The sequence below is a fragment of the Wujia sp. genome (assembly GCF_056872695.1).
Window position 1 is genome coordinate 573,666 of the sequence record NZ_DBMFCD010000001.1, and the last position, 17,752, is coordinate 591,417.

Below are 17,752 nucleotides of genomic sequence, written 5' to 3' on the forward strand. Positions count from 1 at the left end.
TTTAATGCAATAAAGAGAATATGGATATATTAACAGAGATTTTCCGGATAGTCAACCCCAATATTTTTCTACTGCTTTTTCATATGACAATCCATCGTCTTTGCATAATCGTCCCAGATACATCCGTCTCAAATTCCACTCCCGGAGAAAGAAAAAAGCGCCTGCGTATGGCGTTAACAGGCGCTTCATTTGACAGTAATGTTCATTCACTGTCAGTCGAGAGGAAGTCTCGAATCTATACAAAATACTGATGGCGCAGTATTGTATAGCGTATGTAATTGTTATAGCACTATGTATACAGGAAATCTATGCATGTATCTCATTGTTTTTGTAAGCTTGTGCATATTGTGCTTCCTGTGCATTGATATGACTGTCTCCCTGTTTTGGAAGGTAGATACCGTTGATCTGCTCTCTTGCCTTCTGGTCATCCTCGTAGAACAATTCAAAATCATCGAGAATCCGGGCTTTGATTGCAGGATCATAGACCGGAGCCGCTACCTCTACACGGTGAACGGTATTCCTTGTCATAAAATCGGCAGAAGCAATATACACCTTCGGGTCATCTTTGCCGAATATATAGATTCTGGAATGTTCCAGAAATCTTCCGACAATGCTGATGATCCGGATATTATCCGTCTCTCCTGCCACACCTGCTTTCAGACAGCAGATTCCACGCACGATCATGCGGATTTTCACGCCGGCTTTACCAGCCTCGATAAGCTTGTCGATGATCTTCTTATCCGTCAGGGAATTGATTTTCACACCGACATAACCTTCTTTTCCTTCCTTCGCCTTTGCAATTTCATCATCGATCATTGCGAGAACTTTATTCTGCAGGCAGTTTGGAGCTACAAGCAGATGCTCTGTCTCATCGACGGTAGTTCCCATTGACAGATGATTGAACACATTGGCAGCTTCATTTCCGATATCTACCGAAGATGTGATCAGAGAATAGTCCGTGTAGATACGGGATGTCTTCTCATTGTAATTACCGGTACCGATCTGTGTGATATATTCGATTTTATTATTCCGCTTTCCTGTAATCAGGCAAAGCTTGGAATGTACCTTCATATGATTCAAACCATAGATTACGCGGCATCCGGCATCCTCATGCTGTCTCGACCAGCGGATGTTATTCTCTTCATCAAAACGTGCCCGAAGTTCGACTAATACAACAACCTCTTTGCCCTGTTCTGCAGCTTCTACCAGCGCTTCAACTATCTTTGAATCGCTGGCAAGACGATATAAGGTCATCTTGATTGATACGACCTCCGGATCAATTGCAGCCTCATTTAAGAGCTGGATAAAAGGCTTCATGCTCTCATATGGATAAGACAGGAATAAATCATGCTCTCTGACCTGCTCCATCACCGGGCGTGTCCGGTCAATCATAGCCGGCTGCTGTGGCACGCGACGTTCGTAAAATAAATATTTTTCATTTCGAAGCAGATCTTCCACCTTGAATAAAAACGACAGGTCAAGTGGAGAGATGGAATGAAATACCTGCTTTTTTGTGAGTCCTAAAAATCCACACATCTTCTCGATGATGGAGTCATTCATCATTCTTGTATATTCCATTCGGAGTGGGCACAAACGGCTTCTTGTACGAAGCACCTTCTCCACACCCTTGCGGTAATCTTTTTCATCATCGTCTAATGCATCATCCACGTCAATTTCCGCACTCCGCAGGATACGGATCAGGGATTTGCTGATTACCTTATACCCCGGGAATACTTCACCAGCAAAATGCAGAATCAATTCTTCTGCCAGCATAAACCGTCTGCCATCTGAAGATACCGGAATCATACGCTTAATGACCGGGTTGTTACATGGGATAATTCCTATCTTCGTATTATTTGACTTCGTGCGAAGCTCTACGACTGCGTAGATCTCCTTGTTCCGAAGAAATGGGAATGGCTGACGCTTACCAACGACTTGAGGTGAGATAAATGGCTGGATCTCATTCTCAAAGTAAAGCTTCATGGAATCCTGCTCATCCTCGTTCAGATCTTTGTATAAAAGCTCTTTGACACCATATTCCTCCATCTCGTACATCAGACGCAGATAGATCTCATCTTTCTTCTCACGGAGCTTCTTCTCCTTCACAATAATACGGTCAAGCTGCTCCTGACAGGTCATATTCGTTTTGTTCTCGCGGACTTTGCTGTCTTTTCCAGCGTCCAATGAACCGACACGTACCATCAGGAACTCATCGAGATTACTCTGGAAGATTGACACGAACGACAAACGCTCACAGAGCGGATTGTTCTCATCCACTGCTTCCTCCAATACTCTTTTATTGAACTTCAACCAGGAAAGTTCCCGGTTATCATAGATTGTTTCCTGTAACATAGTATTTTCCTCCGTATTTTCGGTTATAGTTTCAGTTTCTTTATCTCGTTTCTTAAATATCTTACGAAACAGATTTTTTATTTTATTGAATATCATTCCAAGATGTGATGTCTCCATTGAAGATACCTTTCAATTCATCTTTCGTTACCTGATTAATCGGATTATCCTTCTGGACAATCACAGCGATTCCGTCCGTTGCGATCACCGTTGATTCTACAAGATCTGTCTCGTAATCCTTTAGGCTGCGTGATACCATAGCCATATCGCATTTTCCTTCCATTGCATCGTTCAACCCCTTCGTAGAATCTGTCGCATACACATGGATCGTTGCATTTTTATTCACTGCCATATACGCATCTGCAAGCTCCGAAAGCAGATCTGCCATAGAGGAAGAACCGCGGATGCTGAGTGTTCCCTGTGCATCCGGATCTGCCAGAAATGTTGTCTCTTCCGCCACTGGCACATATGTCTGACCAACGATCTTCTGACCGGCACCTGCTATATATTTGACAAAATCATCCCGCAATGTATTCGGGCTTTCTACCCACGCAAGTGTAAAATCTCTGGTCAATGGATACGCATAATCTGCAATACTTTCTCTGGTACAGACAATTCCATCTACAGCAAGTGCTTTGGAAGCTCCCTGCATCTGTCCGTAGGATACATATCCGATTCCGTTTTTTAATTCATTAATAGCGCTCGCCATGGCACTCCCGCTTGATAAAACCATGCACTGTTTCATATCCTTGTATTTATCCGTGTTATCATCAGACATGGAAATCCCGAGATATTCTTCAAACTGGTTTCTGGTACCGGAACCATCCTCACGAACCTGCACCGAAATCATACCAAGGGAAGAAGCGTCTCCATTTGTTCCGGCAAATGCATAGTCCTGCGTTTCTTTTTTTCCACAGCTGCATAAGGATGCAGCCAATGTACCCACGCACAAAAAACTTACGATGGATATGCGAAATCTATGTTTTGCTCTAAGCTTCATGCTATGCTTCCTCCAATTCCAGGAAACGGACATTATCCATCACCTCTTCAACGATGCCGCTGCAGCTGTCACCGATACGTTCCAGATTATGTAACACATTTGAAAACGGATATGTAAATTCCGGCTTACAATTATTTTTCCGCAAACGTTTTAGATGGTTCTTGTTGAATTTCTTCTCCATATTACGCAGTTCCTTGCGATAATCGAAGACCTTCCTTGCAGTCTTTGCATCCCCATTTTCCAGTGAAACAATCGATGTCCGATACATGATTTCTACGTTATCAATTACTTTTCCAAGTTCCTCTACTGCATCCTTTGAGAATTTATACTTTCCTTCAAGTTTGGCACGTATAACCGGTGAAGCATCCTCACACCGCTTGCTGACACGTGCAATATCATTTAGGACATACAACAGTCCCGCAGTCGTAGATGATTGCTCTTCAGTCAGAGAACCATTCGAGAACATTCCAGAGATATAGCTGACAGTATTCTCATCAATCTCTGTTACAAGCTTCGCATTTTTTTCTAGCTCGGCAAGCGCTTTGCTATCATTATTCATCACCGTTGCCTTCATATTTCCAATCATTTCTGATACAAGGCGTCCTGCACGGCGGATCTCCTGGGATACAAGATACATAGCTGCAATCGGCTGACTGATCACATTTTTGTCAAGAAAGCTTTTCTCTTTATAATCTTCGATAGACACTTCCTTGTCATCTCTGACAATAAACATAACAATCTTCACCATAACCGGAAGCAACGGCAGCCAGATCAGAGTATTGATGATATTAAAGCTCATATGTGCATTTGCAATCTGCCTTGAAATCACATCCAGTTCATTTCCCTTTGGAGAGATCATCTCAACAAACTTTGCAAATGGCTTGATGATCCAGATAAAGAGAAAGGAACCGGTAATATTAAACACGCTATGTGCAATCGCACAGCGCTTTGCATCCTTGGACTGACCGATACTTGCCAATATTGCGGTAATGGTTGTACCGATATTATCACCGAGCAGAATCGGAATTGCGCCAACTAATCCGATCACACTCGCACCATCCGGGCCTGCCTGTGATGCGAAGCTTTGCAATACTGCAATCGTTGCGGAGCTGCTCTGTACGACAAGCGTCATAAGCATACCGACACCTACACCGAGTACCGGAATATTGCCGACTTTCTCCATCATATTGATAAATACCGGGCTTGTTGCAAGCGGCTTCATGACATCACCCATCATCTCGATACCAACAAATAACAAACCGAAGGCGAAGATTGTCTGTCCGACAAACTTTATCTTCTCTTTTTTCGCAATAAATGCAATCAGAAATCCGATAAATACAATCGGCATAATGTAATCACTGATTTTAAATGCCATCAACTGAGCAGTCATTGTCGTTCCGATATTTGCACCGAATATAACGGAGATACCCTGCTTTAAGGACATCAATCCGGCACTGACAAAACCAATTACCAATACAGTTGTCGCACTGGAGCTTTGCAGGACTGCCGTTACAAGTGCGCCCGCCAACATTCCGCACACGGCATTTCGTGTAAGTACTCCCAACACCTTCTTCATTTTGTCTCCGGCTACCTTCTGGAGTGATTCACTCATCATATTCATTCCGAATATAAAAAGCGCCAGACCTCCCAGCAAACCGAACACAGTCGCCATACTTTCGTTCATTTTAATTCTTCCTTCCTCTTTTTTGCATTTTTAACCGATTTGAAAGCTGTTTTGCAAGCGTATCCCGTGAGCACAATGGCCTTCATAGCTTGAATAATATCGAAATATAGAGTCTCCTTCTATCAATAGAAGGTAAAGAATTGTTAAATCTATGTAAAGCAGCATTTCCGGACATAAGAAAAAGCGCCAGACAGGCGCTTAAATCTCTTTGATTTTATCTCGTAACCGCATCATATTGGTATCCATATCGGCAATCACATCGGAATAACGTTTTAATTCCTGCACAATTTCCCCGGTATCAGCCAGATCCTTCTTATAGAGCAGCTGATAATCAAGTACCGACCATGAATCCATTGCAACGGTCCGAAGCTGTAATTCTACCTTCATCCAGTCCGCCTTCTTCGACAGATAAATTGGCACAGACAGAATCATATGTACTCCCTGATAGCCAGAAGATTTTGGTGTTTTTATATAATCCTTAATCTTTAATATCTTGATATCATGCTGGATCTTCAGACAATCCACCAGCGCATAGATATCATCCCGGAACATACAGGTTACCCGGACACCGACGATATCGTTCAATTTCTTCTTGGCGTTATCCAGATTAATGGTGTAGCCTTTACGGCGCAGCTTCAGGAAGATGCTTTCCGCACTTTTGATGCGGTGTGTCAGACGCACGACAACCTCCCGTTCCAGATTCTCCTGCAACTCAAGATTAATCATCGTGAGCTTCGACTCCAAAATCTGAATTGCCCACATACAGCGAAGCTGATATTCCTTATCGGATAACGAATTTGCAAAATCCGTAATAATCTTACGGTCATTCTTTGTAATATGTAATTGTAATTGCTGTTCTTGTTCCATACTATCTATATATGCCTCATTTATTCTTTTTATTCTATCAATATCAGGTTAAAGTTTGTTAAATCTATGCAAAATGCGCTTGCATAAAGTGTTTTAAACCCCTATACTATCCTTGTATGAGTATTCATCATACACGATGTATTTCCAATACAGTTTTAATAGATGATTACCATAAGAAAGGATTTTCTAATATGAAGGGCTATAAATATACAGTCAATAAACGGCGTGCAAACAGGCTTGCCTATCGGTTTCTGGGATTGATTTTTCTCCTTGTTGCTGCCTTGCAGGTGTTTACAATGATACATGGCTATGCCAAACATCTGGTGTTAACCTCATTGTTCGTGACATTTGTAGGTGCTTACGGAATCTATCTCGTAGTGATGTCCTTCCGGAAGCAGGCGTTTTCAGCTACGTATATCTTCGATGATACCGGATTTACGATTGAACACAAATATGGCACGACCCATTACGATTTTGACCAGATCAAGCATGTGACGATGGTCATTCCAGATGAAAGTATGCTCTTCTATATTCTGAATATATTCACAGAAAAAGAGCGTTATACAATTTCGTTTACGATGCAGAAGGAATTATGTGAGAATATCTATGAGTTTATGCATGCACGATTACCAAAGAAAGACACGGAAGATTAATTCCGTGTCTTTTCCTTTTTCTCTCCTAATGAAAATTAGTGGAGCTGAGGGGAATCGAACCCCTGTCCGAAAGCTCTTCCATTACAGCTTCTCCCATTACAGTTTGTATATTAGATTTCCCATACAGAAACGCCTACAAACAGGCTTTTCTATATAGTAGCTTCATGAATTTTCCGAAACCGCAAAGCTTAAGCCCCGGAGTGTCCCACTAAGTCGATGCCAGGATTCTAAGTTGTGGGGAACCTAGAGCTGACAGCTGCCATACTAGGCAGCGTACGCGTAATTTTCGTCTGCGTTTATATTTATTTTCCAAGTTTTAGCGTGGTCCTGGTCCACGAATGGCTACCGTAATTTCTAAACCCCCGTCGAAACCAGTACAACCCCTGGTTTGATTGACGAAAATCTATATATATCCCACTTTAAAAGTGTATATACCTATTTATTATTCAGTATCTGTTCCAGATGCATCTACAGGTGTAGCATCGCTGTTACTTGCGGTTGGGAAAACAGTGCCAGCATAATTTGCTGCCCAATACTGCTGTCCCCAATAATCATAAACAGATGCGCTGATCGTTTTGTTTGCCTGGCGCTTATCATAATTTTTCTGATAGGCATGCCGTCCCAGAGGAAATCCAACTAAAGCACCTAAAATTGCAGCACATACAAGCACTTCTACAACCTGTTTTGCTTTTTTCTTTTTCTGGATTTTCTTCCGGTTCTTTTTTTCTTCCTTATAACGATCTACCTTTGCCTGACTCATATGTTCTCCTACCTTAATCTTTGTTTTATCCAAGATTACGAATCTTAAAGTCTCGCTCGACCTCTCGCTTCATATCTTTTTTCGCGATATCATCCCGCTTATCGTACAGCTTTTTACCTCGCGCCAGTCCAATTTCTACCTTAACCAGACTGTCTTTGAAGTAGACTTTTAATGGAACTAACGTGTATCCCTTCATCTTCTGCTGTCCAATCAATTTGTTGATCTCATAGCGGTGCAACAACAGCTTTCTTGTCCGAAGCGGATCTTTGTTGAATATATTTCCTTTCTCATATGGGGAAATATTCATGCGATAAACATATACCTCATCGCCATCCAATCCGACAAATGCTTCTTTGATACTGCACTTTCCCATACGGAGAGATTTCACTTCCGTGCCAACCAAAGCAATGCCGGCCTCGTAAGTGTCCTCTATGAAGTAATCGTGATATGCTTTTTTGTTATTGGCTATCAGCTTCGTCCCTCGTTGTTTCGCCACTGTTTTCAACTCCTTCTATATTACCATCAATTAATGAAAAATCAATGGTTTTCTTAATTTTATCACATTTTAATACTTTGATTCGTACTTTGTCACCTAATTGATATTTCTTTTTGGTCTTCTCTCCTACCATTGCGTAATCCTGTTCATTAAAATAATAAAAATCATCGTACATATAAGCAACAGATACTGCACCTTCTACTGTATTATCCAACTCTACAAAGATATAGTTTGAAGTAACACCAGAGACGACCCCATCGAATTCTTCCCCTATATGCTCAGACATATACTCAATTTCTTTTAATTTAATGACATCCCGTTCCGCTTCCTCCGCCCGACGTTCCTTGGCAGAATTATCATTTGCTACAGTCGGCAGAATGTGACGGTAATGCTCGATCCGCTTCTCTGAAAGTTCTCCGTGCAGATTCTCTTTGATGATTCGATGAATCTGTAAATCCGGATACCGACGGATTGGAGATGTAAAATGGCAGTAATATTTGCAGGACAGACCAAAATGTCCGGTACATTCCGTCGAGTAGCGCGCCTGTTTCATGGATCGAAGCATCATCTTGCTGATCAGAGCCTCATATGGTTTCCCTTCAATCTGATCAAGAATTTTTTGCAGTTCCTTTGGATGTGTCTCATCTCTGGAAGCTTTGATAAAAAGTCCAAAATTATTGATGAATGCTGCTAAAATATCAATTTTCTCCTCGTCCGGATGCTCATGTACCCGGTATTCAAACGGCAGCTCCTGCCAGAAATAATCCTCTGCAATTGTTTCATTGGCCGCCAACATGAAATCCTCGATGATCTTTGTTGCCGGATTCCGATCATATGGCTTGATTTCAACCGGCTTGTGGTTTTCATCCACGATAATCTTAGTTTCAGCCACATCGAAATCAATCGAACCACGTTTCCGGCGGTTCTCCCGAAGAATCTGTGACAGCTCCAGCATCAGATCAAACATCCAAACGAGCGGCTCATACCGCTTTAATACTTCCTCGTCGCTGCGCTCTAATATCTTTTCAACATTCGTATATGTCATACGTTCATCGACATGCAGGATACCTTCACAGATTGTATGATCTAACAGTTTGCCTTTCTTATCGAACTTCATTACACAGCTTAAAGTCAGACGATCTGTGCCTGCATTCAGGGAACAGATACCGTTCGATAATTTATGTGGCAGCATCGGAATCACACTGTCTACCAGATAGCAGCTTGTACCACGTTTAAGTGCTTCCTTATCAAGAGGTGATTTTTCTTTTACATAATGTGATACGTCCGCAATATGCACGCCTAATGTATAGATGCCATCTTCGTAGGATAACGTGATCGCATCATCCAAATCCTTTGCATCTTCGCCATCAATCGTGACGGTTGGAAGTGCCCGGAAATCCGTACGTCCTACGAAATCTGCTTCGTCAACCTCATCTGGAATATCTTTTAAGGATTCCATTACCTTGTCCGGATATTCTACTGGTATATCATATGCCCGTACAACTGAAAGTATGTCTGTGCTAGGATCATTCACATGTCCCAAGATCTCAATAATCTCGCCCTCCGGGGATTTATGATCAGCCCCATAGTTGGTGATCCTGCAGACAACCTTGTGGCCGGTCATCGCTCCCATGGAATCCTTCTTTGCAACAAAGATGTCATCTGCTACCTTCTGGTTATCCGGGATGACAAAGCCAAAATTCTGCTGTTTGTCATAGGTTCCAACGATTGTTGTAAGTCCACGCTTTAAGATCTGCGTTACTTTTGCCTCGGTGCTTTTTCCCTGTTTCGTATAAGAATCAGGTGCAATCATGACACGGTCGCCGTGAAACGCTCCCATTGAAAACTTGGCAGGAATAAAGAAATCATCCTTATATCCTTCCACACGGACAAACCCATATCCCTTTTTGTTGCCGATATAATCTCCGACTAAGAATTTGTCATCCAGTTTTTTGTATTTCCCTTTCGGCGTAACAGTGATCTTTCCATCTTCCATAAGCTCGTTTAAAGCTTCTTCTACACGCTTTTTATCAGCATCCTTAACCTGAAGCAGGAAACGGATATCCTTTAAACGCATCGGCTTGTACTGTTCATCACAAATAAAATCATATAGCTTCTGTTTGATTCGTTCTCTTTTTTCTCCCATAGTAACGCCTCCAAAAAAATAAGCTGCTTCTTATCAAAGCAGCTTGTATAATCTAAATGAATTTTGATGACAGGAACAAAGCAAGTACAAAATATAAAATGCCAAGAACGACTGTAATCTTCTTCAATACAGATTCTTTGGATTTTCCTTTGTTCTTACTCCAGTAGGTATCTGCGCCACCGCCGCTGATTGCACCGGACAAACCGCCTTTACCTTCCTGCATCATAACAATAACTGCCAAAATAACTGATATAACTAGAAATACTATAATCAACGCTGTCTTCACGATAGTTCCTCCTTAATATATTAACTCATACTTGCATATATTACCATAAGAATTTTGTAAATTCAATATTAATTTTACAAAAAATTAATTTATATGCCAATGATTTATTTTCAGAACTATATGTGCAGTTATCCGGGCTCAAATCCTGAATGCTGTATATCAGTTGGAGCTTGCATTGTAGATTGCAAGTTTTCCTAGTTCCTCCTCAATCCGGAGAAGCTGATTATATTTGGATGTCCGGTCGGAACGGCATGGTGCCCCTGTTTTGATCTGTCCTGCATTGACCGCCACTGCCAGATCAGCAATAAACGAATCCTCTGTCTCACCGGATCGATGGGATATCACTGTGTTGTATCCTGATTTTTTTGCCAGTTCAATCGCATCCATCGCCTCAGTCAAGGTTCCAATCTGATTATACTTGATTAAGATTGCATTGGCAATTCCATCTTCAATTCCCTGTTTCAACCGTTTTACATTGGTTACAAACAAATCATCTCCAACAAGCTGTACCTTGTCGCCAAGCCGGAACGTAAGTACCTTCCAGCCCTTCATATCGTTTTCATCAAGCCCATCTTCAATCGAGTAAATCGGATATTTACCGATCAGATCCTCGTAATACTGTACCATCTCTTCCGAGTTCCGGTAAATCTCCCTGCCTGCCATACGACTTTCACCCGGAAAATAATAAAGCCCGCTTGTCTCGTCATACAGCTCACTTGCTGCCGCATCAATGGCAATCTTCACATCTTCATACGGCTTATATCCTGCCTCTTTGATTGCAAGCACAAGATAGTCAAGTACCTCCGCAGAGGTTGCAAGATTCGGTGCGAAACCACCTTCGTCACCTACGCCATTTGAAAGTCCATTCTCATGCAGTACGCGCTTCAAGGTATGATAGATCTCTGCACTCATCTCCAGACAGTGTTTGAACGAGTCAGCGCCAACCGGAGCAATCATGAATTCCTGCAGATCCACCGTGTTATCTGCATGACAGCCCCCTTGTGTCAAGCTAATGACACAAAATTTTTGTAATTTGTCCATCATCACTTCAACTGCAGATTTTCTGCACCTGCTCTACATACTTCACCAGCTCATCAGCAAAATTCCATTCAATTTCTATTCGCTTATCATTATATACCTTGATACCACGAATAAAAGTTACTGCTATCTCTCTGGTTAATTGCTTATTTCCTTCGATCAGGTCTGTCAGGCACTGTCTGCCATCGGACGGAAGTTCAAATAAACGTTCAGCCGCTTCACTCTGTTCTGTCTCCATTTGCGCTATCGCTAAGGTTTCTTTCTCAATTTGTTTATCCAGCTTGTCATTTTTTCTGGTGAACTCTTCTTCTGAGATTTCTTCCATTGCATATCGCATATATAGTTCAGTCTTCTGGTGCTTGTATCTGCTAATACTGTCTTTGGCATCCCGAATCTTTTTTGCAGCTCCATTCACTTTTGATTTTAATTCTGCTTTCTGTAATTCGAGTACCGGTTCAGCATCATCACTGATCTTTGCAAACAGCTTTATTGCCCTGAAAATCATCTCATTGAACTCGTCATCATATAAATTGTCTGTTACACAATCTTGATTTGCCGCATTAAATTTCCTTGGGCACTTAAAGTGCGGATTGCATCTGGTTACATGCTGTAGATTCTGACCGCATCCCCCACATTTTACCAATCCTTTCAGCGGATAATTATTATTGTGGGTTTTGCTCCTCTTTCTGGAATTTAATTCCAACTTTTCCTGTACAGCATCAAACACCTCTTTAGAAACAATCGCTTCATGCGTACCCTCAACCACAATCCAGTCTTCTTCTTTTGTTTTCAAATGCTTATTACTTCCTACCGAAGCAACTTTCCACTTGCCGCCAATCGTAGTTCCCGTATACGTTTCTGTCATCAGTATCAGTCTTACAGTTACCGGATACCAGATATATTTTTCTGTTGTTTTCTTCACACCAGTTTTCAGAACTTCTCTTTTATATTGACCTGGACTCATAATTTTCTGCTCATTCAGGTAACGTGCCAGCTGAGTAATATTCATTCCATCAAGATATTTCTGAAATATCATCTTCACAACAGGCGCTGTCTCCGGATTAATCACGAGGCTGGTCACATCTTCATCAGGCTTCAAATATCCATACGGTGCTCTCGCTCCCATATATTTTCCAGCTTTCTGACGCTGTATCAAAGTTCTTTTTACTTTAACGGAAGTATCAATGCTATGATGTTCGTTAATAATATTTCTGAAACCAACATCTATTCCCGGCATACCAGATTCATATTTCATACTATCAACATTATCATTGATCGCTATGAATCTCACATTCATAAATGGAAAAATTTGTTCCAGATATGTGTCAACCTCTATATGATTCCTGCCGAATCGAGAAAGGTCTTTCACTATAATTGTGCTGACTTTTCCATCTCTTACTAATTCCATCATACTTTGGAATCCTGGGCGATCGAAATTCGTTCCACTATAGCCATCATCTTTGAATTCTAACACTTCCGTATTTTTGAACTCATTTTTACTGGCTATGTATTGCCCAATCACAATTCTCTGATTGGTAATACTATTGGATTCATCCAGCATATCCTCATCTTCCAGCGACAATCTTAAATACTTTACTATGCACTTACCATCTGACATCTGATCACCCCCTCCTCTAAAATTTCTGATAACGCCTGTATTTCATCTTGAAATTTAAATTCGATCTCTATACGTTTGTCTTCATATAAAGAGATTTTCTTTATATAAGAACGGACAACATCTTTTGTAAGGAATTCCAAATTCTTTCCTTTACTGAATTCAGCAAGCCACGAGAAGTTCTTTTTACACAATTTTTCTGTAATTTTTCTACTCTTCTCAATTTCTTTCTGTCTTGTAACCAGGTCTTTTTCGACCACGGTTATTCTTTCTGTCATACGATTATATGCATCCGTATCAATCTCGCCCGAAACATATTGCTCATATAATTCAAATCGTCTTGCTTCGTTCCTTTTATTGAGCTGAACAATCTTACTCTGTTCCCTGTTCAAATATTTTTGGAATGTTTCAAAATATTCATCATTAAAGCGTTTCAGTTGCGTTTTTAATTCACATACTGTTTTTAGCTGCATGATGAGTGCCCGATACACCAGTTCATCAATTACTTCTTCTTTCCAGCGATTACAGTTATATTTTTCCTTGGAAATTTTTGCATAATTACCACAAATGAAATAGTAATTGTAATACAAAACACCATTCTTTTCGCTGTAATAGTATCTCCGAACCATATTAGCGCCACAGTCACCACAGTATATCAATCCAACATACTTATTATCCTGTTTTCCATGAGTCTGCATATTCGATAAATCTTTTTTGGGCAATGCTTTCTCCTGCTTTAATTTGATTACATTTTGTACTTTTTCAAATAATTCAGCACTCACTATAGCCTTATGGGTATTCACATGTTCAATCCATTCTTCTTTATCCAACATTACATTTTTTTCTTTTGTAAGAAGTGAGGTTCTTGTTTTATGTGAATAAGTATTTCCCAAATAGTGCCTATTTTCCGCAATCTGTTTAATTACAGATGATTGCCAATGCATATCCGTTTCGTCAATTCTATCCAAGAATAACTTCCCAGTTCTTGCGTATACCCTTGGCGAAGCCAGCAGCATGGTATTAAACTCTCTCGAAATTTTCAAATATGACTGCCCTGCAGCAAGTTTTTCAAATATTTCTACTACATACGGTGCAGTTAAAGGATCGGGAACAGTAGTAGATTTTCCTTTTTCATCTCTAGCTCTCTTATACCCATAAGGAGCATCTCCACCACAATATTCACCTGACTCCATCTTAATTTTCATAGCACTTGTCATCTTTACTGATGCATCTTTTGCGTACATATCATTTGCAAGATTCGATATCATGATTCCCAGCATCTGATTGTCACATTCTGGACTGATACTGTCATAGTTATCATTGACTGATATAAAGCGCACCTGCATAAATGGAAATATTTTTTCCAGGTATTTTGATACTTCTTCCAAATCTCGACCAAATCGTGATAAATCCTTTACTATGACCGTATTTATTTCTTTTGTTTTGATGTCACCAAGCATTCTCACAAAGTCATCTCGATCAAATTTCGTACCTGATATACCGTCATCCTTATAAAACTTTACAACTTCAATATCCGGATGAGATTCTGCGTAAGAAAGAGCGATCAGTTTCTGTGTCTCCAGTGATTCTCTCTTCTCACCATTGATATCTACAGATATTCTGGTATAAATACCGGCTTTCCAGATTTTCTGCGGTGATGCCTGTACGAATGCTTCAGCCTGTTTCATCTGGCGATTTCTTGTTCTTGCCATTATACAGCCACCTCCTGTTTTGTTTTTCCAATCTGTTCTGCCAATCTTGCAGCTGTTACCAACTCATCTTGGAATCGGTAAACAATCTCTATTTTTCTTCCTTCAAATACATTTATTTTTTCCACATACTGAAGAAGCATATCTCTGTCAAGATCTCCCAGCGACGGTTTCTCAAGAAATGTATTCACCCATTCTTCGCACAGCAGTTTATTTTCAAGGAGATCTTCCATATACTCTTCCTGCTTTTCAATATTGCTTTCCAGACTTTTAATTTCTGTCTGATACCGTTCTCTAAGCAAAGCGTAATCATCCCTAGAAATAACTCCTGACGCAAGATTTCCCGATAATGAATGTAACAACTTATAATATTTATTGACTTTGTTTCGTAATTCAAGTATCTGGTCATCATGCTGTATCAACGTCTGTGTATCCAAAGAATTTTCTTTCAAATACTCCACTGCATTTCGTATGGCATCCGTCATCTTACTGTACATTTTCAAAGAATCCATCACCAGCTGAATCAGCACATCTTCTCTGATGCTATGTCGGGAACATTGATCCTTCTTTTTATTGTAAGAAGAACAGATATAAAAAACTGTCTTTTCTCCTTTATAACTGTTAGTTCGCCGGATCAGATTACTTCCACAGTCTCCACAGGATAATAACCCACCAAACAAATAAAGTCTGTTTTCTCCGGGTGCTATCCTGGTATCCTTCGCAAGCAACATCTGAACTGTTTCATATTCTTCTTTTGTAACGATACCTTCATGATGATTTTCAAAAATCACCCATTCTTCCTTTGGTAATGCCCTCTGCACCTTAACTTTATAGTTAATTCTTTGGGATTTTCCCTGTTGAAGCACTCCATAGTAAATTGGATTCTTTAAGATACGGATAATTGCTACTGCTGACCACCTGGATGTCAGATGTGTCTGAAATGACGATTTGAAGTTTACTCCGGTCGCACGTTTGTAATCAGCCGGTGCAAGAACTCCCAGTTCATTCAGTTTATCTGCAATCAGCTGATTGCTCATGCCCTCCATCTTCCAAGTGAAAATATCTCTTACATGCTTTGCAGCAACCGGATCAATTTCTATCTGACTTTTATCAGCATTACATTTTCTATACCCATATGACACATAATTTCCAACATATTCTCCAATATTCCGTTTTGCGCTTAAATGACTTCGTACCTTTTGGGAATTCTGTCTGCAATATGTGTCATTGACAAAAGATTTTACCGGTAATACAAGATGTGTATCGGTAATGTTTGCTGTTTCAGAATCATAATTATCATTGATTGCTATAAATCGTACTCCCAGCTGTGGAAATACTTTTTGAATATACCGATCAACATCTATATGCTCCCTACCAAATCGGGATAAATCTTTTACAATGATACAGTTGATTTCCTTATTTTCAATTGCTTTGAGCATTGCCTGAAAACCAGGTCGATTAAAATCTGTACCTGAAAAACCATCATCTTTAAATGTCTCAACAATAGTAATATCAGACGTCGATTTCATATAGTTATCAATCAAAATTGACTGATTTACAATAGATTCACTTTCAGCCTTATCTCCGTCCTCAATACTGAGACGAAGGTACTTGGCTGCTATCCAGATATTTTTTTGCATAAAAAACACTCCTATCCAAAGATTCTGCCAAAACAGAACCCTTAAATAGAAGTGCTCTATTCAAATTTAGTCCTGTTAGCATTATAGCACACTTCGTCTTCTGTGTGAATATGAAATTTTGTTGTTCCAGTTATTTCCTTATGCCCTTATGCCAATCCAGCTTTCTTTGCTACAAGCTGTTTTGTACAGTCTATATAGGAAAGGGAAGCTGCTGCATTAAAAACACTTTTTACAACATAGCCCATATCTTCATATACATACGGGTTATCAGAGTGATTAAGCAGCACTTCCATCTTATTGCTTTTCCTGCTATCCAGCTCTGAAATCAAATCCTTGTACTTTGGCAAACTATCTCGGTCAATCTCTTTGATATCAACCGTTTTCAATGCTTCTAATCTTTCAACTGCTGTCATGGACATCGCCTCCTTTTCCTATAGTTACCATTATCAAAAATAAATATTCGTAACAGCTATATAGTCTTCTCTTCCATTCCCATCTGAATCTGTACTGCTTTCAGTACCCGATCCAGGGTCCACTTGTTCACTCTTCCGCATTTCTCAATAATACATTTCGTAGAAATGCTCATAACCTGTTCAGCCAGTGCCAGGCTTCCTTTTCGGATTCCCGTCATATCATATTTGCTGATAAATACATGTGTTGGCAAATACCGTTTCTTATAAATTCTTGATGTCAACGGAACTACCGTTATGACTGAACTGTATGTATTGGCTTTATTATTGCTCACTACGATCACCGGTCTTACACCACCCTGAACAGATGTTGTAGGAAACATACCGAGATCTGCCCATAAAATATCTCCTCTGCGGATTGTCATTTGTCCTCTCTCCAATCTGTTATTTTTATTTGTAAAGCATCCATAGCGCTATATTGGCTCCACAGGAATACGGCAGAGTTTCTTTCCCATAAGGAAAGCTCTGCCGCATAACCTCTATAGCCAATTTGATTATTAAACAGTGCTCGCTCGATTCTATTTATCCTCGATACCCCGAATCGTTACTCCCGCATATGCAAGAAGGGAATAATAACCTGCCCGAATGCATACTCCAGACCACAACCCGAAAACTCTCGTTTCCAGGCTCCAGCAGTTCATAGGTTTACCAGTTACAGACTTCTCAGGATCTGCAAGTGTATCGCATCTCATACATATCTTCGCATCACCAGCCTGCCAACTGGCTTCGGTCAGTGCTTTTTCGCAGCATTACAGACTGAGCTAAAAATCTTGGTTTTGTCTTATAATCCTATAGCGGCATCTTCCTCGTGCTCTCTGCATGAAATGTCACGTCAGTTATTATTGGATATTCAGTTATCATGGTTCATTTTAGGAAGTCCTTTAACTTCCTCTAATTACTAAAGTCAAATGACTTTGGCAGATGCAAAAGATTTTGAAAAATTTTTTAAAAAAATTTATTCATATACATTTCACGCATCTTATTAAGAGTGGATTTCAGCTTGTATGACAGCATCTGTCTGGAAATCCCCATAATCTCC

At 40.3% G+C, this 17,752-nt stretch carries 14 protein-coding genes, 1 other RNA gene and 1 pseudogene; 1 reads left to right on the plus strand and 15 read right to left on the minus strand.

All coding sequences use genetic code 11. The features are described from left to right. Positions 1 to 306 precede the first annotated feature (306 nt). The 4 genes from ppk1 to ACZQK9_RS02600 all read right to left on the minus strand — a co-directional run bounded on the left by ppk1 (position 307) and on the right by ACZQK9_RS02600 (position 5,900). Positions 307 to 2,448: a polyphosphate kinase 1 gene (gene ppk1 / locus ACZQK9_RS02585; protein ID WP_483269523.1), complete on the minus strand. Its 2,142-nt coding sequence runs from the start codon at positions 2,446 to 2,448 to the stop codon at positions 307 to 309. Next, complete coding sequence (locus tag ACZQK9_RS02590; RefSeq protein WP_483269511.1) at positions 2,435 to 3,349, minus strand: substrate-binding domain-containing protein; 915 nt, start codon at positions 3,347 to 3,349, stop codon at positions 2,435 to 2,437. The genes ppk1 and ACZQK9_RS02590 overlap by 14 nt, the downstream gene beginning before the upstream one ends. A 1-nt stretch (position 3,350) precedes the next feature. After that, a complete protein-coding gene (locus ACZQK9_RS02595) occupies positions 3,351 to 5,033 on the minus strand; it encodes a Na/Pi cotransporter family protein (RefSeq protein WP_483269512.1) in 1,683 nt (560 codons plus the stop codon). A 198-nt stretch (positions 5,034 to 5,231) separates the two neighbouring features. Then, positions 5,232 to 5,900 (minus strand): GTP pyrophosphokinase, encoded by a 669-nt coding sequence (locus ACZQK9_RS02600; protein ID WP_177980917.1) that lies wholly within the window; start codon positions 5,898 to 5,900, stop codon positions 5,232 to 5,234. A 191-nt stretch (positions 5,901 to 6,091) separates the two neighbouring features. On the opposite strand from ACZQK9_RS02600, the gene ACZQK9_RS02605 reads away from it, so the two are divergent. Beyond that, positions 6,092 to 6,553 (plus strand): hypothetical protein, encoded by a 462-nt coding sequence (locus ACZQK9_RS02605; protein ID WP_178017319.1) that lies wholly within the window; start codon positions 6,092 to 6,094, stop codon positions 6,551 to 6,553. 36 nt (positions 6,554 to 6,589) lie between these two features. Here the strand turns inward: ACZQK9_RS02605 and ssrA are convergent. From ssrA to ACZQK9_RS02660, 11 genes and pseudogenes are all read right to left on the minus strand, one after another. Next, positions 6,590 to 6,937: a transfer-messenger RNA gene (gene ssrA, locus ACZQK9_RS02610) on the minus strand. 58 nt (positions 6,938 to 6,995) lie between these two features. After that, positions 6,996 to 7,313 (minus strand): hypothetical protein, encoded by a 318-nt coding sequence (locus ACZQK9_RS02615; RefSeq protein WP_216507146.1) that lies wholly within the window; start codon positions 7,311 to 7,313, stop codon positions 6,996 to 6,998. Positions 7,314 to 7,338: 25 nt separating this feature from the next. After that, on the minus strand, positions 7,339 to 7,809 hold the full coding sequence (gene smpB / locus ACZQK9_RS02620) for an SsrA-binding protein SmpB (protein WP_021985441.1): 471 nt from the start codon (positions 7,807 to 7,809) through the stop codon (positions 7,339 to 7,341). Then, the gene (gene rnr, locus ACZQK9_RS02625) at positions 7,772 to 9,955 is read right to left on the minus strand and encodes a ribonuclease R (RefSeq protein ID WP_483269513.1); all 2,184 of its coding nucleotides are present in this window, start codon (positions 9,953 to 9,955) and stop codon (positions 7,772 to 7,774) included. The genes smpB and rnr overlap by 38 nt, the downstream gene beginning before the upstream one ends. A 52-nt stretch (positions 9,956 to 10,007) precedes the next feature. Continuing rightward, positions 10,008 to 10,241, minus strand: coding sequence for a preprotein translocase subunit SecG (secG, locus tag ACZQK9_RS02630; protein ID WP_483269514.1), 234 nt, complete (start codon positions 10,239 to 10,241; stop codon positions 10,008 to 10,010). A gap of 159 nt (positions 10,242 to 10,400) precedes the next feature. Continuing rightward, positions 10,401 to 11,258: pseudogene (gene eno / locus ACZQK9_RS02635) on the minus strand (phosphopyruvate hydratase); the annotation flags it as partial. A gap of 31 nt (positions 11,259 to 11,289) precedes the next feature. After that, positions 11,290 to 12,897, minus strand: coding sequence for a recombinase family protein (locus ACZQK9_RS02640; RefSeq protein WP_390565800.1), 1,608 nt, complete (start codon positions 12,895 to 12,897; stop codon positions 11,290 to 11,292). Next, on the minus strand, positions 12,876 to 14,606 hold the full coding sequence (locus tag ACZQK9_RS02645; RefSeq protein WP_483269515.1) for a recombinase family protein: 1,731 nt from the start codon (positions 14,604 to 14,606) through the stop codon (positions 12,876 to 12,878). The genes ACZQK9_RS02640 and ACZQK9_RS02645 overlap by 22 nt, the downstream gene beginning before the upstream one ends. Then, on the minus strand, positions 14,606 to 16,243 hold the full coding sequence (locus ACZQK9_RS02650) for a recombinase family protein (protein WP_119221743.1): 1,638 nt from the start codon (positions 16,241 to 16,243) through the stop codon (positions 14,606 to 14,608). Before ACZQK9_RS02650 ends, ACZQK9_RS02645 begins: the two co-directional genes overlap by 1 nt. Before the next feature lie 146 nt (positions 16,244 to 16,389). Continuing rightward, positions 16,390 to 16,656, minus strand: coding sequence for a DUF6870 family protein (locus ACZQK9_RS02655; protein ID WP_118142741.1), 267 nt, complete (start codon positions 16,654 to 16,656; stop codon positions 16,390 to 16,392). A 56-nt stretch (positions 16,657 to 16,712) separates the two neighbouring features. Then, positions 16,713 to 17,078 carry a type II toxin-antitoxin system PemK/MazF family toxin gene (locus ACZQK9_RS02660; RefSeq protein WP_390565796.1) on the minus strand — a complete coding sequence of 122 codons (366 nt, stop codon included), beginning with the start codon at positions 17,076 to 17,078 and terminating at the stop codon, positions 16,713 to 16,715. Positions 17,079 to 17,752: the final 674 nt, after the last annotated feature.